Annotated in this window: 28 protein-coding genes; 20 read left to right on the top strand and 8 right to left on the bottom strand. The window is 64.6% G+C overall.

What is annotated here, in order from left to right; all coding sequences use genetic code 11:
* Positions 1–200 precede the first annotated feature (200 nt).
* The 3 genes from JN280_RS19030 to JN280_RS19040 all read left to right on the top strand — a co-directional run bounded on the left by JN280_RS19030 (position 201) and on the right by JN280_RS19040 (position 2,433).
* Entirely contained in the window at positions 201–1,349 is a 1,149-nt protein-coding gene (locus JN280_RS19030) for an Acg family FMN-binding oxidoreductase (protein ID WP_244743421.1), read from the top strand.
* The gene (locus tag JN280_RS19035; protein WP_202314303.1) at positions 1,346–1,813 is read left to right on the top strand and encodes a MarR family winged helix-turn-helix transcriptional regulator; all 468 of its coding nucleotides are present in this window, start codon (positions 1,346–1,348) and stop codon (positions 1,811–1,813) included. The genes JN280_RS19030 and JN280_RS19035 overlap by 4 nt, the downstream gene beginning before the upstream one ends.
* A 203-nt stretch (positions 1,814–2,016) precedes the next feature.
* Positions 2,017–2,433, top strand: coding sequence for a glyoxalase superfamily protein (locus JN280_RS19040; RefSeq protein ID WP_446720830.1), 417 nt, complete (start codon positions 2,017–2,019; stop codon positions 2,431–2,433).
* Between the two features lie 57 nt (positions 2,434–2,490).
* Here JN280_RS19040 and JN280_RS19045 read toward each other — a convergent pair whose 3' ends face one another.
* Entirely contained in the window at positions 2,491–3,540 is a 1,050-nt protein-coding gene (locus tag JN280_RS19045) for a phosphotransferase (RefSeq protein WP_202314304.1), read from the bottom strand.
* A gap of 221 nt (positions 3,541–3,761) precedes the next feature.
* Here JN280_RS19045 and JN280_RS19050 point away from each other — a divergent pair, with 221 nt between their 5' ends.
* A complete protein-coding gene (locus JN280_RS19050; RefSeq protein ID WP_202314305.1) occupies positions 3,762–4,121 on the top strand; it encodes a hypothetical protein in 360 nt (119 codons plus the stop codon).
* Here the strand turns inward: JN280_RS19050 and JN280_RS19055 are convergent.
* Positions 4,081–4,566 carry a hypothetical protein gene (locus JN280_RS19055; protein ID WP_202314306.1) on the bottom strand — a complete coding sequence of 162 codons (486 nt, stop codon included), beginning with the start codon at positions 4,564–4,566 and terminating at the stop codon, positions 4,081–4,083. The two genes, JN280_RS19050 and JN280_RS19055, sit on opposite strands and share 41 nt — an antisense overlap.
* A 66-nt stretch (positions 4,567–4,632) precedes the next feature.
* Between JN280_RS19055 and JN280_RS19060 the strand changes: the two genes are divergently transcribed.
* Positions 4,633–5,094 carry a MarR family winged helix-turn-helix transcriptional regulator gene (locus tag JN280_RS19060; RefSeq protein WP_202314307.1) on the top strand — a complete coding sequence of 154 codons (462 nt, stop codon included), beginning with the start codon at positions 4,633–4,635 and terminating at the stop codon, positions 5,092–5,094.
* A 27-nt stretch (positions 5,095–5,121) separates the two neighbouring features.
* On the opposite strand, the gene JN280_RS19065 is transcribed toward JN280_RS19060, so the two are convergent.
* Positions 5,122–5,700, bottom strand: a complete 579-nt coding sequence (locus tag JN280_RS19065) for a helix-turn-helix domain-containing protein (RefSeq protein ID WP_202314308.1) — start codon at positions 5,698–5,700, stop codon at positions 5,122–5,124.
* 248 nt (positions 5,701–5,948) lie between these two features.
* On the opposite strand from JN280_RS19065, the gene JN280_RS19070 reads away from it, so the two are divergent.
* From JN280_RS19070 to JN280_RS19105, 8 genes are all read left to right on the top strand, one after another.
* Entirely contained in the window at positions 5,949–6,419 is a 471-nt protein-coding gene (locus tag JN280_RS19070; protein ID WP_202314309.1) for an MOSC domain-containing protein, read from the top strand.
* Between the two features lie 5 nt (positions 6,420–6,424).
* On the top strand, positions 6,425–7,378 hold the full coding sequence (locus JN280_RS19075; RefSeq protein WP_202314311.1) for a PDR/VanB family oxidoreductase: 954 nt from the start codon (positions 6,425–6,427) through the stop codon (positions 7,376–7,378).
* A gap of 13 nt (positions 7,379–7,391) precedes the next feature.
* Entirely contained in the window at positions 7,392–8,114 is a 723-nt protein-coding gene (locus tag JN280_RS19080) for an alpha/beta fold hydrolase (RefSeq protein ID WP_202314313.1), read from the top strand.
* A gap of 1 nt (position 8,115) precedes the next feature.
* Positions 8,116–9,558: an FAD-dependent oxidoreductase gene (locus tag JN280_RS19085; protein ID WP_202314315.1), complete on the top strand. Its 1,443-nt coding sequence runs from the start codon at positions 8,116–8,118 to the stop codon at positions 9,556–9,558.
* 42 nt (positions 9,559–9,600) lie between these two features.
* Complete coding sequence (locus JN280_RS19090) at positions 9,601–10,008, top strand: RidA family protein (RefSeq protein WP_202314317.1); 408 nt, start codon at positions 9,601–9,603, stop codon at positions 10,006–10,008.
* A gap of 97 nt (positions 10,009–10,105) precedes the next feature.
* Positions 10,106–10,444: an antibiotic biosynthesis monooxygenase family protein gene (locus JN280_RS19095; RefSeq protein WP_202314319.1), complete on the top strand. Its 339-nt coding sequence runs from the start codon at positions 10,106–10,108 to the stop codon at positions 10,442–10,444.
* Positions 10,445–10,540: 96 nt separating this feature from the next.
* Positions 10,541–12,148, top strand: a complete 1,608-nt coding sequence (locus JN280_RS19100) for a 4-hydroxyphenylacetate 3-hydroxylase N-terminal domain-containing protein (RefSeq protein ID WP_244743423.1) — start codon at positions 10,541–10,543, stop codon at positions 12,146–12,148.
* 2 nt (positions 12,149–12,150) lie between these two features.
* Complete coding sequence (locus tag JN280_RS19105; protein WP_202314321.1) at positions 12,151–12,696, top strand: flavin reductase family protein; 546 nt, start codon at positions 12,151–12,153, stop codon at positions 12,694–12,696.
* Positions 12,697–12,743: 47 nt separating this feature from the next.
* On the opposite strand, the gene JN280_RS19110 is transcribed toward JN280_RS19105, so the two are convergent.
* Both JN280_RS19110 and JN280_RS19115 read right to left on the bottom strand, forming a co-directional pair.
* Entirely contained in the window at positions 12,744–13,982 is a 1,239-nt protein-coding gene (locus tag JN280_RS19110) for an RNA polymerase sigma factor (protein ID WP_202314880.1), read from the bottom strand.
* Positions 13,983–14,010: 28 nt separating this feature from the next.
* Positions 14,011–14,358 (bottom strand): YciI family protein, encoded by a 348-nt coding sequence (locus tag JN280_RS19115; protein ID WP_202314323.1) that lies wholly within the window; start codon positions 14,356–14,358, stop codon positions 14,011–14,013.
* Positions 14,359–14,542: 184 nt separating this feature from the next.
* On the opposite strand from JN280_RS19115, the gene JN280_RS19120 reads away from it, so the two are divergent.
* The 3 genes from JN280_RS19120 (at position 14,543) to JN280_RS19130 (ending at position 16,295) form a co-directional block, all read left to right on the top strand.
* Positions 14,543–14,680, top strand: coding sequence for a hypothetical protein (locus JN280_RS19120; protein ID WP_202314324.1), 138 nt, complete (start codon positions 14,543–14,545; stop codon positions 14,678–14,680).
* Between the two features lie 229 nt (positions 14,681–14,909).
* Entirely contained in the window at positions 14,910–15,782 is an 873-nt protein-coding gene (locus tag JN280_RS19125; protein ID WP_244743425.1) for a dienelactone hydrolase family protein, read from the top strand.
* Positions 15,783–16,295, top strand: coding sequence for a hypothetical protein (locus JN280_RS19130; RefSeq protein WP_202314325.1), 513 nt, complete (start codon positions 15,783–15,785; stop codon positions 16,293–16,295).
* Between the two features lie 53 nt (positions 16,296–16,348).
* On the opposite strand, the gene JN280_RS19135 is transcribed toward JN280_RS19130, so the two are convergent.
* Positions 16,349–17,230, bottom strand: a complete 882-nt coding sequence (locus tag JN280_RS19135; protein ID WP_202314326.1) for an EamA family transporter — start codon at positions 17,228–17,230, stop codon at positions 16,349–16,351.
* 172 nt (positions 17,231–17,402) lie between these two features.
* Between JN280_RS19135 and JN280_RS19140 the strand changes: the two genes are divergently transcribed.
* Positions 17,403–17,885, top strand: a complete 483-nt coding sequence (locus tag JN280_RS19140; protein ID WP_202314327.1) for an Lrp/AsnC family transcriptional regulator — start codon at positions 17,403–17,405, stop codon at positions 17,883–17,885.
* A gap of 22 nt (positions 17,886–17,907) precedes the next feature.
* On the opposite strand, the gene JN280_RS19145 is transcribed toward JN280_RS19140, so the two are convergent.
* Positions 17,908–18,108: a hypothetical protein gene (locus JN280_RS19145; RefSeq protein WP_202314328.1), complete on the bottom strand. Its 201-nt coding sequence runs from the start codon at positions 18,106–18,108 to the stop codon at positions 17,908–17,910.
* 228 nt (positions 18,109–18,336) lie between these two features.
* The gene (locus tag JN280_RS19150) at positions 18,337–18,822 is read right to left on the bottom strand and encodes a thioesterase family protein (protein ID WP_202314329.1); all 486 of its coding nucleotides are present in this window, start codon (positions 18,820–18,822) and stop codon (positions 18,337–18,339) included.
* A 293-nt stretch (positions 18,823–19,115) separates the two neighbouring features.
* Between JN280_RS19150 and JN280_RS19155 the strand changes: the two genes are divergently transcribed.
* The 3 genes from JN280_RS19155 to JN280_RS19165 all read left to right on the top strand — a co-directional run bounded on the left by JN280_RS19155 (position 19,116) and on the right by JN280_RS19165 (position 22,866).
* Positions 19,116–20,531, top strand: coding sequence for an FAD-binding oxidoreductase (locus tag JN280_RS19155; RefSeq protein ID WP_202314331.1), 1,416 nt, complete (start codon positions 19,116–19,118; stop codon positions 20,529–20,531).
* Between the two features lie 313 nt (positions 20,532–20,844).
* Positions 20,845–21,828, top strand: a complete 984-nt coding sequence (locus JN280_RS19160; RefSeq protein WP_202314332.1) for a methyltransferase — start codon at positions 20,845–20,847, stop codon at positions 21,826–21,828.
* Between the two features lie 516 nt (positions 21,829–22,344).
* Positions 22,345–22,866 (top strand): hypothetical protein, encoded by a 522-nt coding sequence (locus JN280_RS19165; protein ID WP_202314333.1) that lies wholly within the window; start codon positions 22,345–22,347, stop codon positions 22,864–22,866.
* Positions 22,867–22,957 lie beyond the last annotated feature (91 nt).

Raw genomic sequence — 22,957 nt, forward strand, 5'->3', positions numbered from 1 at the left:
CGGCCGGGAAAGGCCAGCAGCCTGAAGCCTGTCCCTGACAGGACGGCCAGCTTTCGGGGCCAATGGCGCGGGCCACGAACAGCGACCGCGCCGTAGCGAACGCCCACGAACCGCCCCGCGGCACATGCTCGCGACGCCGCCCTTGAATATGATTTAACGTTGAACTATATGGTTGAATGTTAAACTATATGGAGGATGACATGGCGACGCGGCGAAACATCTTGAAACTGGTTGGCGGCGGCATTGTGCTCGCGGCGGCCGGGGGAGGTCTCTGGGCGGCGACGCGAGACCCGAAGAAAGCAAGGATTCCCTGGGAAGCGGCCGGGCGCGGTGAAAGCGATCCGCGCCGTCATGCGTTATCCTACGCTCTCTTGGCGCCCAATCCGCACAACCGGCAGCCGTGGCTGGCGGATCTCGGCTCGCCGGGCCAGGTCACGCTCTATTGCGAACTGGACCGAAGGCTGCCGTTTACCGATCCGTTCGACCGGCAGATCACCATAGGCCTTGGAGCCTTCATCGAACTCCTGGCGATGGCGGCGGCGCAAACCGGCCACCGCACCGACGTCACGCTTTTCCCCGACGGCGAGCCGCAGCCGCGGCTCGATGCGCGGCCGGTCGCCCGGATTGCGTTCGTTAAGGATGCCTCGATCGAAGGCGATCCGCTTTTCCGGCACGTCACGGCCAGGCGGTCCAACAAGGAAGCGTACGACATGTCACGGCCGGTGCCGGCCGAAACGCTCGCTGCGATTGCCGGGGCGGCGCGCAGCGGGCGTGTCGCCCATGCCCACGAGCCGGCGAAGGTGCAAACGCTGCGGGACATGGCCTGGGCCGCGATGCAGGTCGAACTTGCCACGCCGCATACGCTGAAGGAAAGCGTCGACATCATGCGGATCGGGCGGGCCGAGATCGAAGCCAATCCGGACGGGATCGACTTGTCGGGGCCGCTGCTCGAGGGGCTCGCCATCGCCGGCATGCTGTCGCGCGAAGCGATGCTCGATCCCTCGTCGAGCGTCTCGCAGCAGCAGGAGACGGTGTTGAAGCCGAATTTCGACAGCGCCATGGCCTTTCTCTGGCAGGCCACTCCCGGCAACGGCAGGGCCGACCAGATTGCAGCCGGCCGCGATTATGTCAGGCTCAATCTCGCCGCGACGGGGCTGGGCATCGCGATGCAGCCGTTCAGCCAGGCGCTCCAGGAATATTCCGAGATGCGGCCCAATTTCTTGCGATTGCGCGACGAACTGGGGATTGCCGAAGCCGAGACGCTGCAAATGTTCGTTCGCCTCGGTTATGGTCCCGATGTCAAGGCCGCGCCGCGCTGGCCGCTCGATACACGGATCAGGAGCGCATGACCGAAAAGGGCGGAGCACTCGAAGAGGCTTTCCGTTTCCTGACCGAGATCGGCATCATCGCGCAGCTTGCCGGCACAGCCTTCGAAAAGGCCATGCCTGAAGGCATGACCATGCCGCAATTCGTGGTGCTCAATCATCTTGCGCGGCTCGGCGGCGAGTGGACGCCGCTGCGCCTGGCCAATGCGATGCAGCTAACCAAGGGTGCGATGACCAATACGCTCGGCCATCTCATCCGCAAGAACTTCGTCGCGGTCCGCCCTGACGACAGGGATGGCCGCTCGAAGCTCGTATCCCTCACCGCCGAGGGACTTGCCGCGCGGGACAGGGCCATCGCCGCTCTGGCGCCGGAACTCGCGGCGCTTGTCGAAGGCGTGTCGGCGGAGCTGCTGACCGAAGCGATCCCCCCACTGGAGACGGTGCGCAGGTTTCTCGACCGGAGGCGGGATCGTCCTTCCGACCGCTGAGGGCCGTCGCAGCCCGACGGGGTGCCGTGGCCCTGACCCGAAGGACCGACGCGGGGGCTGCCGAAGTCCCTTCCGGTTTCCAGGCAGGCACTGTAGTCTCGCCATCGGCCCGATGCAGCCGGCAGCCCGCGTCCCGCAAGGGGCATGGCGAATGCATCGACGTCCTGTCGTCCGGCTTCTTTCGAACGGCGAAGGCTTCAGCAATGCGGGCACTGACAGGCATGCTTCGCCGCAACGAAGGAACCATTGTCATGCGCACATTCCGTGATGCAAAAGCCATGGCGAAAGCCATGCGCGACGCACTTGCCGCAAGGGGGCACGATATCCAGCATAGCGAGGCTCTGGAGATCGTCGCCCGCCAGTTCGGCCTGGACAGCTGGAACATACTGTCGGCGAAGATCGGAGCGGATGCGCTCCGCGCGCCTGCGGAACCGGTGCGGTTCGAGCCGCCGGCGCCGATCTTCCGCATCTTCGACGAGGCATTGCAGAAGGGGCTCGTCGCCAAGAACTACCGCTACAACCGGCCGGGCCTCGAACGGCAGGAATGGGGCCTCGAATGCCAGGTCATCGACCCTTTCGGGAACAGGATCAGGTTCCTGGAGGTCGCCGACGGGGCATAGTCCATCGTCGCACTTCCCGAACATCGCGCCGGATCTCGTGCCGATGCGGCGGCGCAGTCAGTTTTTCGGCTCGGCCTTCGCGATGCGGCGATCGGAAAAGTTGAGCCGGCGGGCGGCAATTGCATGGGCGATCCCGCTTAGCTCGTCATTCCCGGCAACCAGCGAGTCGAGCTCGGTCATCTGGTTCATGGCGATCAGCTGCAGGATGTCCAGCCGGATCGCCCCGTCGGTCGCGCGCGGCAGGCGGGCGACCGGCTGGAGATGGTCGGGGCGCGCGGAGGTGTCGAGGCCGATACCGTCCAGCGCCGAAAGCGGCATGCCCTCCTTCGCCTCGGCGAAGGCATAGATGCCGACGCCTTTCTTGGGCAGCGGGAAGGTGGCGAGCGCAACGTCGCCGACGCCCGGATGCGCAAGCAGGGCCTCCACGATCTCCGGCCCTTCATGCTCGATGCGGTCATGGGTGCCTTCGCCGTCCGACCAGCGGAAGAGGCCGCGCGTGACCAGGTTGTAGACCTTCTTGCCTGTCGCCATCCAGATGCGCGAGGGCAGGGAGCGCCGCGCGAGAAGCCGGGCGCCCGTGGGCGAAAGAAGATGCGGTGCAAAGGCCCGCTTCTGCTTCAGCAGATGCCGGAAGTCCTCATAGGCCATGATGCGATAGAGCGGGCCGCGCCGGCGATGCCGCGAAGCGAGCTGGAAATCGATCACGGCAGCAAGCCCCTCCGGCGTCATCAGCCAGTTCTGCGGCTTGGCGAGGTCGTTGTGGGTAATGCCCTGGCGCCGCAGCGCGCGCAGCAGCCGGTGCGCGTCACGATACCAGGCAGCGTCCTTCGGACGGCCGAGATGCAAAGGCGTGCCTTCGCTCCAGTGGCGGAACAGGCCGTCCTTGTCGACCGAGATGATCTGCGGCGTGCCGATGACGCCCTTTACGGCACGCAGCGCGGCGATCTCGCGGCGCGCCAGCACCCAGCCGAGAGGCCGCGACCAGAAGGGGGCCGCCGTCACCACGCGCCGGATGATCTTCTCCTGCGCAGCGCCGGCAAAGTGCCCCTTGCGAGTCTCCGAAAAGAGATCCCGCTTCAGGACGGTTTCGGTCACGAATTCCGGCATATGGTTCCTTCTGGTATCGTCAGGCGACGCGTCCGGAAAATCCGACAGCGACCGCCATGCATGCTATCGCATCGGCTCGAAATCGGCATCGATTCCGCGAGCACGATGCGCATCGTCCATGCAGCTCAAGGCGCGCGCGGCGCTCTATTGGCACGGCCGGACGGCGTTGTCACCCTTTCCAGGCGGCGGCTAGGATATGCGGTTGTGAAGGTGAGACGACAATGGCGAAGGCATTGGACGGGATCTTTGCGCTCCTGCTGCTGATAGGGGCTGTGCTCCATGGCTACGGAACGATAACCGGCTATCAGCCCGGCACCGAGATTTTCGTCTGGTCGCTGTCGGGAAGCCTGGCTGCTGCGCTGATCGCCGTGCTCAATCTGTTGCGCCGCGAGCGGCGCGGCGACCGCGTGCTGGCGTTGATCTGCCTCGTGGCCAGCCTCGCCTGGGCGGGGCTGGTGCTGGGCTTCGGCGCCGCGATCGGCAACATGCTCGATGCGCGGGTTCTGTGGCACGTGATCGCAGCGCTGGCACTGGCTTTCTTCAGCCTGAAATCGATGACCGAACGGCGGCTTTCGATCTAGGCGCAGAGGCGTGGCGGCGGCGGGAGATCGCCAAGCCGTCACGGATGTTCAACCCGATCAGAACGAGATTGGTCGCGCCGGCGACGAGCTCCAGTCCCTGAACGAGATAGAAGGCCGTATCGAAGGCGCCGGCTTCCGCCTTGGTTGCAAGGAAGATGGCCGACGGCAGCAGGATCAGGAGGCCATTGCCTGCTATGAACGGCATGCGCCGTTTCTTGGCGACGACCGCGGGAAGGCGCATGCCGCGACCGAGCGAAAAACCGCTGGCGCCGGTCGCGACAAGGGCCGGGATGAGGACGACCATGCCCGACAGGATGGCGGACTTGACCCAGGCGATTGCCGCGGTCGAGCCCGAGAGTTCGGTCGCGGCCGTTCCCAGCCAGAAAGTTGCGATCAGGAAGAAGGCGAGCATGCCCGCCAAGGCATGGAGATGGTGCAGTTTCATGGCAAGCTCCATTCAATAGCATGCTATATACTATTGCATAGTATGCTATTTAAATCAAGGTGACGCATGGTTTTCGAAAAGAGCGGATCGGCGGGGTATCTCGCCAACCACATGGCGCGGCTGTTCGCACTCGGGCTGCAGGATCGGATCAGGCCTCTCGGCTTGGCGCCCGCGCAGTTCATGCTGCTGATCGAACTCTGGCGCGAGGACGGGTTGAGCCAGCGCGACCTCGTCGAGCGGCTGGATGTCGAGCAGGCAACGATCGCCAACACGCTGGCGCGCATGGAGCGCGACGGGCTGATCACCCGCGCGCCGCATCAGGGGGATGCCCGCATGAAGCTCATTCGCCTGACGCCGAAGGCGCGCCGGATCGAGGCCGAGGCGATAGCGGCGGCGCGCGCACAGAACGCGGCGGCGCTCGGTGACCTGACACAGGCCGAGCGTGAGCAGTTTCTCGACATGATGCGCCGGGTGATCACGCGCATGCAGGCACGGGGCGAACGGGCGGAGCGACGGCCCTCGGGGTGATCAGAAAAAGGCTGCCGCGGCAGCCTTTCAACCGCCGATCACGACGACGAACACGCGGCTTAAGGCTTCCCGACCCTTGATGACATGGGTGAGACGGCCAGGGAATTGGAGATAGTCCCCCTCGCCGAGAATTACAGTGCGATCCGCGACGCGGATCTCCACCTCGCCGCTGAGCACCAAAAAGATCTCCTCTCCCGAATGATTGGCTTCACTCGGACGTTCCGCCTCGGCGGCGACCTCGACCAGGAATGCACTCACTGCGCGATTTTCCGAGGGACGGCTCAGCATGGCGTAGAGATAGCCGCCGTCTTCGGCCGGAGCCGTGTGCATTTTCCGGTCCTGACGCCGCACCACGTGGAGTGCCTCCTCGTCCAGGGTCTCGCCCAGAAGCGACGACACTGACGTGTCGAGGGCGGCCGCCAGCCTGATCAGGGCCGCGACCGAGAGCGATTTCTGACCCCGCTCGAATCGCGAGAGGTGCCCCTTGCTCAACCCGGTCTGCGCCGCCAACTGATCTAGCGTGATGTTCCGGCTGATGCGCAAGGCGCGCGCCTGGAAACCGTAGCCGACGGTCTCCTCGGTTCGGGTAGCTTCCTGCTTGTTCAATTCGAATAGCTCTGTTGTCGCTGTTGTCCCTTGGGGCACAGGCAGAGATAGCAGTTTCAGCCGCGACCGTCGACGCGGCATCGAAAGCAAAGGTTCAAACGAGATTTGCCGGCAGAGGACTTGCGTGTTCGATCGTGTCTTGCTACGAAGTTGCCCATTGGACAACTAAGTTGTCTTGACGGTGACCGGCGGCAACGGGCCGGACTGAAGTCGGCCTTGGATGTCGGCACGAGAGGAGGGCAATCGCGATGACGGTCTGGTCGGGGCATGTGGATGCCCTTCATCTTGCGCCGCGCTCCTTCCTTCCGATGAAGGCGGCGGGGGAGCTGTTGCTGATCGCGGGCAAGGGCGTGGAAGGCGATCGTTACGCGACAGGAGAAGGCTTCTATTCCGACCGTCCGGAAGAGGGGCGGCAGGTGACGCTTTTCGAGGCCGAAACGCTGGAAGCACTCCTACGCGACCATCAGGTGACGCTCGGCGCCGCCGACCATCGCCGCAACGTGACGACGCGCGATGTCCCCCTCAACCACCTGGTCGGTCGCAGGTTCAGGATCGGTGGTGCGGTCCTGGAAGGAACCAGGCTGAGCACGCCGTGCCGTCATATCGAGCAGATAGCGGGGCAGGAGATTTTCACGCTCCTGCTCAATCGTTCGGGCCTGCACGCGCGCATTCTCCAAGGCGGTCGCGTTCGCCTGGGCGATGCCATCATGCCGGTGTGAGCGCGGTGACCAAGCTGATCCACAGGGTCACGACCAAGGTCGTCGGCATGGAAGCGGTCTGTGACGATGTCGTCGCGATCGAGCTGTCCGATCCTGACGGGTGGAGGCTGCCGCCCTTCACTGCGGGTTCCCATATCGACGTCCATCTGCCGAATGGGGCGGTACGCCAGTATTCGCTCGTCGGCGACCCTGCCGAGGCCGATCGCTACCGGATCGCCGTGCGGCGCGAGGATGGCGGGCGCGGGGGCTCTTTGTGCCTTCATCGCGACGTCGCGGTGGGAACCATTCTGCCGGTCTCGCTGCCGCGCAATCATTTCGGGCTCGCCGCAACCCGAAGGCATGTGATGATTGCCGGAGGTATCGGCATTACGCCTTTCCTGTCGATGATCCCCGAGATCGAACGGGCTGGAGGCGACTTCGAGTTGCATTTCTCCTCGCGGTCCAGGGCGAACACGCCTTTCCTGAAGCAGCTCCAGCCCCTCGCGGAAAGCGGAAGGCTGACGCACTATTTCAGCCGGGAAAGGGATCCGGACCGGATCGATCTGCCCGACGTCCTGAACGCGGCTGCGCCGGAAGCTCACGTCTATTGTTGTGGTCCCATATCCCTCATCCATGCGGTTCAGGAGACCGCCGGGGCCTTGCTGCCGCAGGACAGGCTCCATGTCGAGCGCTTCGGTCCGACCGATGCGACAACAGGCGCCGCCTATTCGCTCGAACTCGCCAGAACCGGTCGAAGGATAGAGGTTCCCGAGGGGCAGACCATGCTGGATGCGTTGCGGCGAGCCGGCATCGAGATGCCCGCGTCCTGCGAGGCCGGCGTATGCCTCGATTGCAGGACACGGTTCCTGGACGGCGTGCCGGTTCATCGTGACCTAGTCATGAAGACTGCCGAACGGCTGCAATTCCTGACGCCCTGCGTTTCGGGATGTTCAAGCGCGACGCTGGTGCTGGATCTTTGAGGAGGGGAAGAAAATGACAGGGAAATCCGACACGACAATCGTGCTCGTCCACGGTTCCTGGGGAGGGGGATGGGTCTGGGACGAGGTCGTCGCAAGCCTGACCGGCGCAGGCAGGCGCATCCTGGCGCCCACGCTTACGGGCCTCGGCGATCGCGCGCATCTGATCCATGAGGGCATCGATCATGAACTCCATGCAGAGGACATCGTCCAGACGATCGAATTCGCCGATGCCTCCAACATCGTTCTCGTCGGGCACAGCTATGGCGGGCTCGTCGCCAGCGCGGTCGCCTGTCGTATCCCGGAAAGGATCCGATCTCTCGTCATTGTCGACGGCTTTCTTGCCGAGACAGGACGCTCCATCTTCGACCTGCATCCCGAAATCAGCGCCATCACCGAACCGCTGCTCAACCCGACGGCACCCTGGCAGATGATGCCCTTGCCGGCTTCCGCCATCGGCCTGCCGGACGGACCGCAGGCGAGGCGTCACGACGCCAGGAGCCGCCCCATGCCGATCCGGACCCATTCCACGCCGTTCCGTGAGGACATGGCGCGGCTGGCGGCGATCGACCGGCACTACATCAGATGCACGGACTTTCCGATCTTCGCGGCGACGGCGGACAAGGCTGAGCGGGAGGGCTGGCGCCGTGGCGATATCGAGACTGGCCACATGGTCATGTTCACGCAGCCCGGCGAACTCGCACGCGGGATCGAAGACATCACGACAATGGAAGGGTGACATGAAGAACGAACATGATGTCGTCATCGTGGGTGCGGGCCCTGTCGGGCTCTGGCTCGCATGCGAATTGAAGCTTGCCGGCGTAGACGTGGCTCTGCTCGACCGACGTGACGAGCCGGCGCGCCAATCGCGAGCCCTGACTATTCATGGGCGGACCCTGGAAGTGTTCGCGCTGCGGGGGCTGGAGGCGCGGTTCCTCGGCTCCGGCAGGCCCATTCCAACGGGACATTATGGCGTTCTCGACACCAGGCTCGATTTCTCGCCGTTCCGCAGCCGCTATCCTTTCACCCTGTTCATCCCCCAAGTCACCACCGAGGCCATGCTCGAGGAGCGGGCGCGCGAGCTTGGTGTCCATATCATGCGCGGTTGGACGGCCGTGGGTCTCGAGGACGCCGGGGCAGATGTGGTCGTATCCGCCGAGGGAAAGGAAGGCAGCATCAGGCTTTCGGCATCCTACGTCGTCGGCGCGGATGGCGCGCGTAGCATCGTGCGGCGGGAGACCGGCATTCCATTCGAAGGCTATCCGGCCACTCAGACGCTCGTCCTCGGCGATGTGGTGCTCGGCGAGGCCTTGCCGAAACCGGTCATCTCATCGGTCAATCCGCACGGCTGCGCCATGATTGCGCCGCTCGGTGACGGGGTCCATCACCGCATCGTCCTTCTCGACCCCGACAGAAGCGCGGTCGCGCAGAAGGAGCCGTTGACTCTCGACGAATTGTCGGCCTCGGCTCGCAAGATTTTGGGAAGCGACTTTGGCGCGGCCGATGCCATATGGCTGTCCCGCTTCACCGACGAGACACGGCTGGCGCGGACCTATCGCAAGGGCAGGGTGTTGCTGGCCGGCGATGCCGCTCACATCCACATGCCCGCAGGCGGCCAGGGCATGAATGTCGGCATCCAGGATGCCATGAATCTGGGCTGGAAGCTTGCGGCCGTCGTCAAGGGCGCAGCCCCCGAAGGCCTGCTCGACAGTTATGAGGGCGAACGGCGCCCGATCGGCGAGCGGCTTTACGCCAACACGCTCTCCCAGACAGCCCTGGTGAGCGCCTTCAGCCCTTCCGGTCAGGCACTGCGTTCCACCATGGAGGGGCTGCTCAAGATACCGGCCGTGAACCGACTCCTTGCCGGAGAACTCTCCGGCTTCGACGTCGCCTACGACGAGGCTGTGGGACGGATCGAGACGGACGGGCGGCTGTACCCCGGGAGTCGCGTTCCCGATGTCGAGTTGACGACCAATGAAGGAGAACTGGCCGGACTGCACAGCTTCTTGGCCGACGGCAAATGGCTGCATCTGTCACTGGCGGAGGGAGCGGCCGCACCGCGTCAAGACTGGCTCGGCGAGCAGGACGTCCGTGGTCTTCGCGCGTCCGCCAAGGATGAGTTGTTCGCGGGCTACTCGGCCATGCTGATCCGTCCCGACGGCTATCTCGCCTCGGCGGCCTGAGACGAACAATTCCAAAGAAGTTTCAAGAGGAAAGGAATCCTCATGCAGCGTTTCAACCCTTCCACCATGGCGCCGCCCGTCATGGATCTCTACTCCCAGATTGCAGTGTCGCCTGCCGGCGCGCGTTTCGCTGCGATCTCCGGCCAGGTTGCGATCGACAGCGAAGGCGCCCTGGTCGCTCAGGGCAGCCATGCAGGGCAGGCGCGCCAGTGCTTCCTCAACATACGTCATGCGTTGGAGGCGATCGGAGCCACGCCTGCCGACATATTGCAGATGCGGATCCATGTCGTGGACCACTCGCCGGCACGGATCGAGGACATCTTCGGCGCCGGCCGCGACATTTTCGGCGAAGACTGGCCGCTCTGTGCGAGCACCTATATCGGGGTGGCGTGTCTTGGTCTGCCCGACTGGCTGGTGGAGATCGACGCCATCGTCGTGCTGTCGCAATAGCGTTCTGTCAGGAGGCTTCCCCGCGCCGGTGTCATAGGCATTGACGGCCCTGCCGACCGGCCCACATTCGACGGGGTTGCACCGGAAGGAGGCCGCAATGCACGACGACAGCCCGAAGCCGACTATCGCCCGCATCTGGCGCGGCCGCACGAGGCGCGAGATGGCCGACGCCTATGAGCCCCATCTCCGGGAGACCGGCATCACGCCGCTGATGGAGAAGGCGCTCGGCGTCCAGAACTTCCGCGAGGATCGCGCCGACGAAAGCGAGTTCGTCACCATTTCCTATTGGGAAAGCGTCGAGGCCATGGCGCGCTTCACCGGCGGTGATCCGACAGAAATCCATCATCTGCCGCGCGACGCCGAGTTCCTGATCGAGCTCCCGAAGGAGGTCCAGATCCTGCGCATCCTGACCAGTCACGGCCAGACCGGACAGTAAGCGCAGCCTCTGGCACACGCTTGTCAGCGGAAAGCGGACTTCGTACTCTCTGCGGGTCGGACATCGATCCGGCGATCGAATTGCAGGGAGGATCGAATGGATACCCCACGCAATCGTGACGACGCCGAAGCCTTCGCGGCCCATCCCAAGACGACCGGCCGCCTCCAGGGCCTCTCGCCGATGAGCGGGGCGGAATATCTCGAAGAACTGCGTGACGGCCGCGAAGTCTATATCTATGGCGAGCGGGTCAAGGACGTCACCACGCATCCGGCGTTCCGCAACACGGCGCGCATGGTGGCCAGGCTCTATGACGCGCTTGGCGACGAGAAGGTGAAGGACAAGATCCTGCTGCCGACCGATACCGGCAATGGCGGCATGACCCATGCCTATTTCAAGGCGCCGAAGACGGCAGCGGAGCTGCTGCAGGGGCGCAGCGCCATCGCCGAATGGGCGAAGCTCACCTATGGCTGGCTCGGCCGCGCGCCCGACTACAAGGCCTCGTTCCTCGCCACGCTCGGCGCCAATGCCGAATTCTACGATCCCTATCAGGACAATGCCCGCAACTGGTACCGCTTCTGCCAGGAGCGGGTGCCATACATCAACCACGCCATCATCCATCCGCCCGTCGACCGCGACCGGCCGCCCAACGAGGTGGCCGATGTCTGCGCGCATGTGGAGAACGAGACCGACGCCGGCATCATCGTCTCCGGCGCGAAGGTCGTGGCGACCAACTCGGTGCTTTCCAACTACACCTTCGTGGCCCATCACGGGCTGATCCCGCTGCAGGACAAGGATTACGCGCTGGTCTTCATGGTGCCGACCAACGCGCCCGGGGTGAAGTTCATCTGTCGGACCTCCTACGAGATGACGTCCACCGTGATGGGCAGCCCGTTCGACTATCCCCTGTCCAGCCGGCTCGACGAGAACGATGCCGTGTTCATCATGGACAAGGTGCTGGTCCCCTGGGAGAACGTCTTCGTTTTCGGCGATATCGAGAAGGCCAACAATTTCTTCCCGAGGACCGGCTTCCTGCCGCGCTTCGTGGTGCATGGCTGCACCCGGCTGGCCGTCAAGCTCGACTTCATCTCCGGCCTGCTGCTCAAGGCGGTCGAGGCGGCCGGCACCAAGGACTATCGCGGCGTCCAGGCCAATGTCGGAGAGGTGATCGCCTGGCGCAATCTGTTCTGGTCGCTCTCGGATGCCATGGTGCGCGATCCCAGACCCTGGATCGGCGACTACATCCTGCCAAACATGGACGCCGGCAACGCCTATCAGGTCATCGCGACGATCGTCTATTCGAAGATAAAGTACATCATCGAGCAGACGGTCGCTTCCGGGCTGATCTATCTCAACAGCCACGCGCTCGATTTCAAGAACCCGGAGCTTCGACCCTATCTCGACCGCTACCTGCGCGGCTCGAACGGCTACAAGGCCGAAGATCGGGTGAAGCTGATGAAGCTCCTGTGGGACACGCTGTCGACGGAATTCGGCGGCCGTCACGAGCTCTACGAGATCAACTACAGCGGCTCGACCGAGGAGATCCGCCGCTATTGCCTCTTCGGGGCCCAGGCGTCTGGCAATGCCGACAGGTTCCGGGGCTTCGCCGAGCAATGCATGGCCGAATACGACCTCGACGGCTGGCGCGTTCCCGATCTCACCGATCCCGGTGAACTGAGCTATCACGTTCGCCAGGGCGCCAAGTGACGATGAGCGTCGAGGGCGACGAACCCCAGCAGGTTCCGGTCCACATCGACCCGCTCGAATTCCGACGGGTCATGGGCCAGTTCGCCACCGGCGTTGCCGTCATATCGACGATCCACGCCGGCGAGATGCGCGGCATGACGGCCAACGCCTTCATGTCCGGCTCGCTCGAGCCGCCGCTCTGTGTCGTCTCCATCGCCAAGCGCGCCCGCATGCATGGGCTCATCAGCGAAACGCGACGCTTCGTGGTCAATGTGCTGGCCCATCACCAGAGCGAGGTGGCCATCCATTTCTCGGGCCGTCCCAGCCCGAGGGCCATCATCGATCTGGGCTGGATCCACGGCCTGCCCATGCTGCGGGACGCGCTGGCGCATATGGCCGCCGATGTCGTGGCCGAGCACGAATGCGGCGATCACACGCTCTTCGTCGGCCAACTCTTCCACATCGACGCCGGCAAATTCGGCCAGCCCTTGCTTTATCACCAGAGCCGGTTCGCCTCGCTGCTGCACAGCAAGCAGGACCAGGCGATCACGGTGCCGGAGTTTTGGTGAAACCAAGCGAATAGCGAGTAGCCGATAGCGAACAGGGGAAGAGACCGTCAGCTTTGCTGTGCGCCGCTCGTTTCCTCGATCCTCTTCCGCAGGAAGCGTCGTTCCGGTTCCTGGGTCGCGAGCGACAAGGCCCGCTCATAGGCCGTTCGTGCTTCATCATTGCGGCCGAGGCGCCTCAAGAGGTCGGCTCTCGCGGAATGGGCCAGGTGGTACCGATCGAGATCGCCGCGCGCCAGGATGGCGTCGATGAGGGCGATGCCGGCCTCTGGCCCGTCGCGCATGGCGACCGCCACGGCACGGTTGAGCTCGACGACCGGCGACGGTTCGGCCTTGAGCAAAAGGTCGTAGAGGCTTGCGATCGCGTGCCAGTCGGTCGCATCTGCATGGATCGCGCTGGCGTGCTTTGCGGCGATCGCCGCCTGGATGCAGTAGGGACCGAAACGTCCCAAGGACAGCGTCCGCTCCGCCAGCCGTGTGCCTTCGGCGATCTGGCCCTTGTTCCAGAGCGAGCGGTCCTGGTCGGCGAAGAGAACGATCTCACCGGACGGCGACGTGCGGGCTGCGCGCCGCGATTCGTGAAGCAGCATCAGGGCGAGCAGTCCGATCGCCTCCGGTTCGGGCAGAACCTCCACGACAAGCCGCCCGAGGCGGATCGCCTCGTCGCTGAGGTCATGGCGGGTCAGGATTTCGCCCGACGACGCCGAATAGCCTTCGTTGAAGACGAGATAGACGACGTGCAGCACGGTCTCCAGCCGGCCTGGCAGCTCGTTGCGATCCGGCACCTCATAGGGAATGCGGGCGTCGCGGATCTTGGCCTTCGCCCGCACGATGCGCTGGGCGATCGCCGGGGGCGTGGCGAGGAACGCCCGGGCGATCTCTTCCGTCGTGAGGCCGCAGATTTCGCGCAGCGTCAGCGCGACCTGGGCATCCGGCCCGATCGCGGGGTGGCAGCAGGTGAAGATCAGCCTCAGCCGGTCGTCCTCTATGTCTTCCTGCTCGTCCGGAGACGCGGCCATGTCCTGTTCCAGGCGCAGGGCGAGTTCGGTCAGCGAGGCGTCGAAACGGCTGCGCCGGCGCAGGCGGTCGATCGCGCCGAACCTGCCCGCCGAGATCAGCCAGCTGCACGGATTGCCGGGAAGGCCGTCGCGCGGCCATTGCCTTGCCGCCGCAACGAAGGCGTCATGCAGGGCCTCCTCGGCGAGATCGAAATCGCCGAGGAGACGGATCAAGGTCGCGAGCACGCGCCGTGATTCCGAGCGATACACGGCCTCGATGGTCTCGCGCATCGGTTCGGCGGGGGGCTCCATCGCGCCCTCAGAGATCCATGATTGGCCGTACCTCGATGCTGCCGAGCTTGGCCAGCGGTATTCCGGCGGCGATGTGGATTGCCTGGTCGAGGTCTTTCGCTTCGATCAGGATGAAGCCGCCCAGGATCTCCTTGGTTTCGGCGAAGGGGCCGTCCGTCGTCGACATCCTGCCGTCGCGGACCCGCACCGTGGTCGCCGTGGAGACCGGCTCGAGCGCATGGGCGAGGATGAGGTGGCCGGCCTTGTCGAGTTCCTGGTCATAGGCCAGCGAGTCGCGCGTGAGCGTGGCATCCTCGCTCGGGCTTAGCGCCTGAAGATCCTTCGCTTCGAAATAGACAAGGCAGAGATATTTCATTTCGCGCTCCTATGGCTCCGCGGGATTGTCGACGCTGATGGTCGTGCGTGGAAGCCCGGATTCGACAAGCGCCGGGAAAAAATTCCCGACGAGAGAGCACGACGAAAATTCCGTCGCCCTGATGTCGATTGCCCGGCTGCCGGATCGACCAAGGCACGAAACAACGCGTCCACGGGAGAGTGCAATGGACATGCTGGTATTGGCGGCTCATCTGAGCGGCAATGGTTTTCGGTTGCAGGCCGGGCAGAGCGCCTCGTTGCTGGTCCTTGCATTGCTGTTGATCGCCTTTGTGGTCGCTGCCCTGGAGGCAGCCTCGGCTTAGGGCGCTCCATCCATTATGAGGCGTCCTGCGATTTTGGGGCGCTCAGGACCTTTGACGAGGATTGCATTTCCCCAGAACCTGCCGAGGCGCAGCCTATCTGCGCGATAGCGGTTCCCCGAGCTACGGTCCGGCGGGGCCATCGGTCGGCGCCGGCCTTCACCAAGGCTTGATTGGATGGGTGAGGCGAGGGCTCTAACTTTCCGGTCTTCAAGTGCGGAAAGGGAACGCCATGCCAATCATCACCCAGGCGATGATCGACGCCTATGACGAATTCACCCATGTGACTCTCGACCGCCGCCGTTTCATGGAAACGCTGACCAAGCTTGCCGGCTCCGCCGCGGCGGCGGCAGCAATCGCGCCGCTGCTCGCCGCAGATCCGGCGCATGCGGCCATGGTGGCGGAGGACGACAATCGTCTCAAAGGCGAAGACGTCACCTATCCCGGTAGTTCCGGCGAGATGAAAGGCTATCTGGTGCGGCAGGCCGATGCGGCCGGAAAGCTGCCCGCCGTCATCGTGGTGCATGAGAATCGCGGCCTCAATCCCCACATTCGCGACGTCGCGCGACGCATCGCGCTCGAAGGGTTCCTCGTGCTCGCACCCGACTTCATGTCGCCGCTGGGCGGCACGCCCGCCGACGACGACAAGGCGCGCGACCTCTTCAATCAGCTCGATATGGCCCGGGTCGTCGCGGACGGCGTCGCCACCGTCGCTTTCCTGAAGGGCGATGCCGCCTCGAACGGCAAGGTCGGCGCGGTCGGCTTCTGCTGGGGCGGCGGCACGGTGAATGCGCTGGCCGTTGCAGCCCCCGATCTCGATGCGGCCGTCGCCTATTACGGAATGCAGCCGAAAGACGCTGCCGAGATCGCCAGGATCAGCGCGCCTCTTCTCCTGCACTATGCCGGGCTGGACGAGCGCATCAATGCCGGCATCCCCGACTTCCGGAAGGAACTGGATGCCGAAGGCAAGGAGTATCAGATCTTCATGTATGAGGGCGTCCAGCACGCCTTCAACAACGAGACATCCGAAGCGCGCTACAATGAAGAGGCGGCCGATCTCGCCTGGAGCCGCACGATCGCCTTCTTCAAGGAGAAGCTGGCATAGATGGCGCCATCGTTGATACGTGTGTTCGAAGCGGACGGCGGCATACCGAACAGCTCGTTGCCGCTTGTGATATGGAAGGACCGCCTGCCCGGCGCGGCGCGCGAAGGGGGGCCGGCATGCGCCCTCTACCGCCGCAACGGCTGGAGCGGCACATGGGTCTATACGGTCTACCCCTTCTGGCATTTCCATACGCACGGCCATGAAGTGCTGGGCTGTGTCGGCGGTCGGGCGCGCATCGGTTTTGGCGGCGATGCAGGGATCGTGATCGACGTCGAGCGGGGCGATGTGGCGGTGGTTCCCGCCGGGGTCGGCCACAGGAAGATCCAGGCCACGGACGATTTCCTGATGGCGGGTGGTTATCCGCCGGGACAGCAGGGCAACATCGTAAGGTCCGGAGAACTGGACGACAAGCGGATCGCCGCCGAGATCGGGAGGGTCGGCCTGCCCGAGAGCGATCCGGTCACCGGCCTCGCGGATGGCGTCGTGACCGTCTGGCGGAGAGCAACAAGCTGAGTCTCGCGACTTGATCATGCCGGCTGCGCCGCGTCTCGCGACGGCCCGTTGCTTCAGCCGGGCGGGTCGGGCGGCGGCCTGTGCAGGGCAACGCCCGAGACCACCAGCGCAATGCCGAGCACGTCGCGCATGTCGGGAAACTGCCGCAGGACAATGATGCCGATCAATGTGGCGCTGAGCGGCAACAGCGCCAGCATCAGCGCAAAACTCGCACGCGGCAGCCGGGCCATGGCCATCTGGTCGCAGATGTAGGGGATGACCGACGAGCAGATGCCGACGCCGATCGCCGCACCGAGCAGGATCGGCGAGGTGAGGGCGGTGGTCGCCTCGCGCAGGCCGAAAGGCAGGACGAACAGCAAGGCGATGGCCATCGCCGCCCCGAGCCCGGCAATGCCGCCGCCCGCGCCCCGGTGGGCAAGGCGGTGGCCGAGCACGACATAACCCACGAACAGCACGCCGTTCAGCAATGCCCAGAACAAGCCGGCCGGATCGCTCGCCCATTGCGGGTCCAACAGGCAGAAGGTGCCGACAACGGCCATGACGAGCGCAAGGAGGTTGCGCCCTGTGCGCAGCCCGGCCAGGGCCAGCGCGATCGTGCCGACGAATTCGATCGCGGCGACCAGGGACATCGGCAGGCGTTCGAGGGCGAGATAGAAGGAGCAGTTCATCAGGGCAAGGCAGGCGCCGAAGGCGACGAGCAGCAGTCGCGTCTCAATGTCGGCCACGGCGAATGTCCGCCACGGCCGGGTGAAGGGGGCGAAGGCGGCTGCTGCCGTCGCGATGCGCAGCCAGGCGACGCCCAGCACGCCGATGGACGGGAAGAGGAGCACCGCGAAGGCGGGGCCCAGATAGTGGAAGACGGCGCTGATGCCGAACCAGAGCTGCGGCGGAACGGATTGCGCCAGGCGCGAAGCGGTGCCGGTTGCTGCCTGCATGGGAGCCTCCACGAGGCAGTGTCCGCGGCGGAGCGGATTGCCAACTGCCTGCTGTTCGAGAAACGGGCATTCCTGTTGTATTCCTGAACCCAAGTATCGCAGGCTGTTTGCTCGAATTATATGGATAATGCTATGGTGAAAAACTGATGTTGGCGTCGATACGGAGGTCGAAATGGCAAATCGCCTTCGAAGCGAAAATACCGGTCACGACGGGGTCGATACGCGTATCCTGCGAATCCTGGCCGACGATGCCCGAACGAGCGTCGCCGAGATCGCGCGGGCCGTGGGCATGTCGGCCCCCAGCGTTTCGGAGCGGATCAGGCGGCTCCAGGACAATGGGACGATCGAGGGCTACACGATCCGGATCGATCCGGCGGCCTTCGGCCTGCGGCTGTCGGCATGGCTGAGGATCCGGCCGGTCCCGGGCGAGTTGGCCCGGGTGAGCGAGATCATCAAGGCCATTCCGCAGGTGGTAAGCTGCGATCGCGTGACCGGCGAGGACTGTTTCGTCGCCCGCGTCCATGTGCGTTCCGTCGGCGATCTGGAAGCGGTAATCGACCGGATCATCCCTTATGCGATGACCAACACGGCCATCGTGCAATCGTCACCCGTCCCGCCGCGCCTGCCAGATATCGGGGAGGACCCCGATCGATGAGATCACGCCCGACGCCTTCGAATCACATTCCCAGGCGCTTCGATCGGGCGTGCTTGACGACACGGCGCCAGCGCAGGATGTCGATGGGGATCGGCTTTCTGACGGAGACGATACGCGAGATCTCGCCATCGATGTTCTGCAGCGTGTGCCGCAGGTCATCGTCGGTCAGTCGAGGATCCGCGGCCAGCTTCTCGGCGGTCGCATGAATGTCTGTCGTCGTCACGGTTCCTCACCCCGGCGCCCCGATGCCCGCAGTGAACTGATGGTCCGATCTTGTCCCGCGATCGCTGTCACGATCAAGTACCCGCGCGGCGTGGCCGCTCCACACTTTGCTTGAGGGCAGATACTCGCAGAGTGTCGCGTGAAGGAGGGTTCCACGCGAAGGTCGTAGGTTCCTGGGTAGCGCATCTCTTTTTTGCGCGGAACCGCTAAACCCTTTCGGGGGGCATGCCTAGGCGGTCCTGCGCTTGATCGCGATCGAGCGGCCGGCCCGTTCCGGCATCGGCAAGCCGGCATGGGCGGCGCGCATCGCCTCGACCCTCGGCTGGATGTCGGCGGGGAAGGGCGCGACCTTGGGGCCTGCCATGTCGATATGTAGCGACAGCGTTTCGGAGGTCGCGGCAAGCCAGCCGTCGACATGGCGGATTTCCTGGTAGGCACGCAGCCTTTTCTCGTCATGGTCGAGCAATTGCCAGGTGACGGTCACCCTGTCGGCCAGATGCAGTTCCTGAACGTAGCAGACATGGACCTCGGCCGTGTAGATGGTCAGCTTGCGGTCCCGCGCATAGTCCGCGCCGAGGCCCATCGCGTCGAAGGCTTCGTCCGAGCAACGGTCGAACAGCACATTGTAATAGGCCATGTTCATATGGCCGTTGTAGTCGATCCAGTCCTTCTCGACCTCCATGACACGGGAAACGAAAGGGGCGGGCTGGGTCATGAAATTCCTCTCGGCATGGTGCAGATGAACTTGAGCGGGCTACAGAGTGCCGCGCGATTCCTGAAGCGCAAAACACGCTCTAGCACACCTGGAGCGCAGCGCGTCCTTTCGGACGCACGAAGGACGCTCTGTCAAATCTGCACATCGCGCTTTCGGAAAATCGAGTACGATCTTCCGGCGGATGCGCTACGCCTCGAACCCGGCGAAAATCGATTCCGATTCCCGGGCCGATGCGGTAACCGGGTCAATACAGCTTCATAAGGACCGCCACTGGTCCAAACGCGGAGGAAACCATGGCTCTCAGCGACCTCAGGGCTGTCGCGCGCAACGAGGAGGGCATTGCGGCCGTGCTCGGTATCCTCAAGCAGCGGCTCGGCGAGCGCTTCCAGACCGGGCAGGCCATGCGCGAGCAGCATGGCCACACGACGACCTACATACCGACGCAGGCGCCTGACGGGGTCGCCTTCGCGCAATCGGCCGGCGAGGTGCAGGAGGTCGTTCGCATCTGCGCCGCCCACCGCGTGCCGGTGATCCCGTTCGGCGTCGGCACCTCGCTCGAGGGACATGTGAATGCACCGGGCGGCGGCATCTCGATCGACTTGTCGGGGCTGAACCGTATCCTGTCGGTCAATGCCGAGGATCTCGACTGCACGGTCGAGGCAGGTGTGACACGCGAGGCGCTGAACCAGCATCTGCGCGACACCGGCCTGTTCTTCCCGATCGATCCCGGCGCGAATGCTACGCTTGGCGGCATGGCGGCCACGCGGGCCTCGGGCACCAATGCGGTACGCTATGGGACGATGCGCGAAAACGTGCTGGCCCTGACCGCTGTTATGGCCGGCGGCAGCGAGATCGCCACGGGCCGGCGTGCCCGCAAATCCTCGGCCGGCTACGATCTGACGCGCCTTCTGGTCGGTTCGGAAGGCACGCTCGGCGTCATCACCACGCTGACCTTGAAGCTCTACGGCATTCCGCAGGCGATCTCCGGCGGCGTCTGTCCCTTTCCCAGCGTCGAGGCCGCCTGCAATGCGGTGATCATGACCATCCAGATGGGCATACCGGTGGCGCGCATCGAACTGGTCAATGCCTTGCAGATGAGGGCGATGAAGACCTATTCCAAGCTCGACTATCCCGAGAGCCCCTGCCTGTTCGTGGAGTTCCACGGCAGCGAGGCCGGGGTGAAGGAGCAGGCCGAGAGTTTCGGCGAGATCGCCGCCGAGCATGGCGGCGGCCCGTTCCTGTGGACGACGGTGGCGGAAGAGAGGGCAAAACTGTGGAAGGCGCGGCACGACGCCTATTGGGCGTCGCAGACATTGCGGCCGGGCGCCAAGGGCCTGTCGACCGATGTCTGCGTTCCGATCTCGCGGCTTGCCGAGTGCATCGCCGAGACGGAAGCCGACATCGCCGCCACGGGCCTGGTCGCCCCGATCGTCGGTCATGTCGGCGACGGCAACTTCCACGTGCTCGTGCTCATGGACGTCAATGATCCGCGCGAGATCGCGCGGGCCGAGGAGTTCGTGGCGCGGCTCAACCTGCGTGCGATCGGCATGGATGGAACCTGCACCGGCGAGCACGGGATCGGCCAGGGCAAGATGGCCTTTCTCGAGCGCGAGCATGGCGCGGCCGTCGAGGTCATGCGCGCCGTCAAGCTGGCCCTCGATCCCGACGGCATCATGAACCCGGGGAAGATCCTGCCCATGCCGGCATAGTGGTGGAAACCCGATGCCTGGTTCGCGCAGCCAGGGTCCGCCCCGTCGCGGGACCGGAGAGGAGAATTTGAAAGGATGCGCTGGCGCGAAACAAGCGCGCAGGGTCACGGTTGACCGCTTTGCGCCTCCCCGCACAGCCACACGCGATACCATCCGATGTGATACAGATGCGCTGCGGAGCTATCTGTTACAGCCAAGCCGGGCTGTATCTGTAGGGCTCCGGCCATCTCACTGCAGTAGGATCGCGCCATGACGACACTCCGATCCCGAACTGCTTCAAGTCGGTCCTGGATCGCTGAAGGGCAGATGTGACATGGTGGATTCCAATCGGATCGACAACCTGATCGCAGCGGTGCCCTCCGCTTTGGCGCTTCGCGCCGGGGTGGACCTTGGCATCTTCACCCGGATCGGCGGCAGCACAGTGACTGCGGACAGCCTTGGGGCCGCGCTCAAAGTCGAGCCCGATCGTCTGTCGCGACTCCTCTACGCGCTCGCCAGCATCGGTCTCCTCGAAGTCAAGGATGGTCAATTTCGCAACGGAGCCGAAGCGTCGGCCTTCCTCGACGCGTCCAAGCCGACCTATCGCGGCGGCGATCATGCGCTCCTGCGCGAGCTCTGGGGAGCCGATCTGCTGACCGCTGAGTCGCTGCGACAGAACCGGCCGGCTGCGCTGCACGACTTTTCCGAGGCGGGGCCCGAGTCCGCGGCGGCCTTCAGCCGCATGCTCGCACCGGGCGGGGTGACTTTCGGCCGACATCTGGCCCGGGAGATAGACCTCTCGGCGATCGGTTCGGTGATCGACATCGGTGGGGGCCCCGGGACCATTCTCGTCGGACTTCGCGAACGGCGGCCGCAGATCGCGGCGACGCTGATGGAACTCCCGGCGGTCGCAGCGGTCGCGCCAGCTATCCTGTCAGAATACGGTGCCGACGACGTGGTTGTCGAAGAGGGGGACATAACTGTCGCGCCATCGATCGGTCGGCACGATCTGGCGATCCTGAAGGCCGTCGTCCAGGTCCTTTCGCCGGATCAGGCGCGCAGGTCGATCTTGAACGCGGCGCGTTGCCTCACACCCGGAGGCGAGATCGCAATTGCGGGATCGGGTGTCGTCGATGACGATCGCCTGGGCCCGCCTGAGGGTGTCTTTCTGAATCTCACCTTCTTGAACCTCTATCGCCACGGCGAGTCGTACACTGAAGGTCAATATCGCGCGTGGATGACCCAGGCTGGATTCCGGGATATCACCAGGTCGCGCCTGGACGGCTGCACGTTGTTTCGTGCACGCCTCACGGGCTGATCGTGGCTGAGTGGTTGGTTTCGGACGAAGGGTTCTCCGAGGCGCCCCGGCCCTGTCCGGGCAGCCTTGCAACCTTCAGCGCCGAGAGCGTTCGCTTGTCCGGTCAACGCGGAGCGAGCCATATCTATGAGCTCGTATCGGCGAGCAACATTCTTTCCCGACGAATGGTTGAGGCGTGCGGTCTTCGATTGGAGCCGACCCTGACATGCCGATTTGCGAACGCGCTGGTCAGCTTTCAAGCCGATCCAACTTGAACGCTGACCATCCGCTTGGCCCAACACTTCATTCGGCGATCGGTAGGGCAGCCACCACGCGTGGCGCTCCATGGTAGTTCCCATGGATGAGACGAAGAGCAGCTTCCCGCCAAATGCAGGAGTCTGACCGTCACCAGGCGCCACGTTTTCACCACTGGCCCGTCGCGGCCCTGGGCCGGGCGCCGCCGCCTTGACCCAGGCTTTTTTTGGCCTGAGAGTCGCGCGCGACTGCCAGGTCGGGTGGGCTGGAGGAGGAAACGGCATGGCGATGTCCCGCAAGGAGGAGGCCCGCGCGCTGGATGCGGGAGAGCGAGAGCTGGTCGATAAGTCGCATCAGCCGGCAGTCCAGGCGCTTTCGGACGCCGAACTTGCCGATCTGGTGAAGCTGGTGCGCGAACGGCGCGACAAGGCGCAGTCGGAGGCGCATCGGCGCCGGCGCGAAATGCGCGGCAAGAGCGGGCCGAAGGGCGCGGCGGCTTCCAGGTCGGATGCGGGCTCGCAAGCGAAGCTCTCCGTTCTTGCCATGGCCGTGCGGCGCCTCAACGCAGAGGCCGGGCGGCGGCGCCAGCTCGCCGCGAGCATGGCGCTGGTCGACAATGCGCACAAGGCGCTCGCCGTCAAGGCCAAGGCGCCGCAGCGTGGCCCGGAGTTCAACACCCGTCATGCCCATCGGGGCATGCGGGCGGCCGCCAACGAAAAAGCCGCCAGCCTGATCCGGCCGATGGAGCGGGGTCGGCAACGCAAGGCCGCGCAGGTGGCTCAGGCGAAACGCGACGCCCGCTGATGGCTTAGGCGGTGTCGAATCGTTTCGACCGTAGAGCTGGCGTAGGAGGTGCGGTGCTGCCCCTCACTGTCCTGCCGGACATCTCTCCCCG

This window comes from Mesorhizobium sp. L-8-10, assembly GCF_016756635.1.
Lineage (GTDB): Bacteria > Pseudomonadota > Alphaproteobacteria > Rhizobiales > Rhizobiaceae.

Bases quoted from the DNA above. Each gene is read 5' to 3' on its own strand.
- JN280_RS19095 (WP_202314319.1), top strand. From the start codon at position 10,106: ATGCACGACGACAGCCCGAAGCCGACTATCGCCCGCATCTGGCGCGGC.
- JN280_RS19150 (WP_202314329.1), bottom strand. From the start codon at position 18,822: ATGACCCAGCCCGCCCCTTTCGTTTCCCGTGTCATGGAGGTCGAGAAG.
- JN280_RS19110 (WP_202314880.1), bottom strand. From the start codon at position 13,982: ATGCGCGAGACCATCGAGGCCGTGTATCGCTCGGAATCACGGCGCGTG.
- JN280_RS19120 (WP_202314324.1), top strand. From the start codon at position 14,543: ATGGACATGCTGGTATTGGCGGCTCATCTGAGCGGCAATGGTTTTCGG.
- JN280_RS19100 (WP_244743423.1), top strand. From the start codon at position 10,541: ATGGATACCCCACGCAATCGTGACGACGCCGAAGCCTTCGCGGCCCAT.
- JN280_RS19140 (WP_202314327.1), top strand. From the start codon at position 17,403: ATGGCAAATCGCCTTCGAAGCGAAAATACCGGTCACGACGGGGTCGAT.
- JN280_RS19050 (WP_202314305.1), top strand. From the start codon at position 3,762: ATGGCGAAGGCATTGGACGGGATCTTTGCGCTCCTGCTGCTGATAGGG.
- JN280_RS19045 (WP_202314304.1), bottom strand. From the start codon at position 3,540: ATGCCGGAATTCGTGACCGAAACCGTCCTGAAGCGGGATCTCTTTTCG.
- JN280_RS19160 (WP_202314332.1), top strand. From the start codon at position 20,845: ATGGTGGATTCCAATCGGATCGACAACCTGATCGCAGCGGTGCCCTCC.
- JN280_RS19035 (WP_202314303.1), top strand. From the start codon at position 1,346: ATGACCGAAAAGGGCGGAGCACTCGAAGAGGCTTTCCGTTTCCTGACC.
- JN280_RS19125 (WP_244743425.1), top strand. From the start codon at position 14,910: ATGCCAATCATCACCCAGGCGATGATCGACGCCTATGACGAATTCACC.
- JN280_RS19080 (WP_202314313.1), top strand. From the start codon at position 7,392: ATGACAGGGAAATCCGACACGACAATCGTGCTCGTCCACGGTTCCTGG.
- JN280_RS19155 (WP_202314331.1), top strand. From the start codon at position 19,116: ATGGCTCTCAGCGACCTCAGGGCTGTCGCGCGCAACGAGGAGGGCATT.
- JN280_RS19090 (WP_202314317.1), top strand. From the start codon at position 9,601: ATGCAGCGTTTCAACCCTTCCACCATGGCGCCGCCCGTCATGGATCTC.
- JN280_RS19055 (WP_202314306.1), bottom strand. From the start codon at position 4,566: ATGAAACTGCACCATCTCCATGCCTTGGCGGGCATGCTCGCCTTCTTC.
- JN280_RS19085 (WP_202314315.1), top strand. From the start codon at position 8,116: ATGAAGAACGAACATGATGTCGTCATCGTGGGTGCGGGCCCTGTCGGG.
- JN280_RS19165 (WP_202314333.1), top strand. From the start codon at position 22,345: ATGGCGATGTCCCGCAAGGAGGAGGCCCGCGCGCTGGATGCGGGAGAG.
- JN280_RS19040 (WP_446720830.1), top strand. From the start codon at position 2,017: ATGCGGGCACTGACAGGCATGCTTCGCCGCAACGAAGGAACCATTGTC.
- JN280_RS19030 (WP_244743421.1), top strand. From the start codon at position 201: ATGGCGACGCGGCGAAACATCTTGAAACTGGTTGGCGGCGGCATTGTG.
- JN280_RS19115 (WP_202314323.1), bottom strand. From the start codon at position 14,358: ATGAAATATCTCTGCCTTGTCTATTTCGAAGCGAAGGATCTTCAGGCG.
- JN280_RS19105 (WP_202314321.1), top strand. From the start codon at position 12,151: ATGAGCGTCGAGGGCGACGAACCCCAGCAGGTTCCGGTCCACATCGAC.
- JN280_RS19130 (WP_202314325.1), top strand. From the start codon at position 15,783: ATGGCGCCATCGTTGATACGTGTGTTCGAAGCGGACGGCGGCATACCG.
- JN280_RS19070 (WP_202314309.1), top strand. From the start codon at position 5,949: ATGACGGTCTGGTCGGGGCATGTGGATGCCCTTCATCTTGCGCCGCGC.
- JN280_RS19060 (WP_202314307.1), top strand. From the start codon at position 4,633: ATGGTTTTCGAAAAGAGCGGATCGGCGGGGTATCTCGCCAACCACATG.
- JN280_RS19135 (WP_202314326.1), bottom strand. From the start codon at position 17,230: ATGCAGGCAGCAACCGGCACCGCTTCGCGCCTGGCGCAATCCGTTCCG.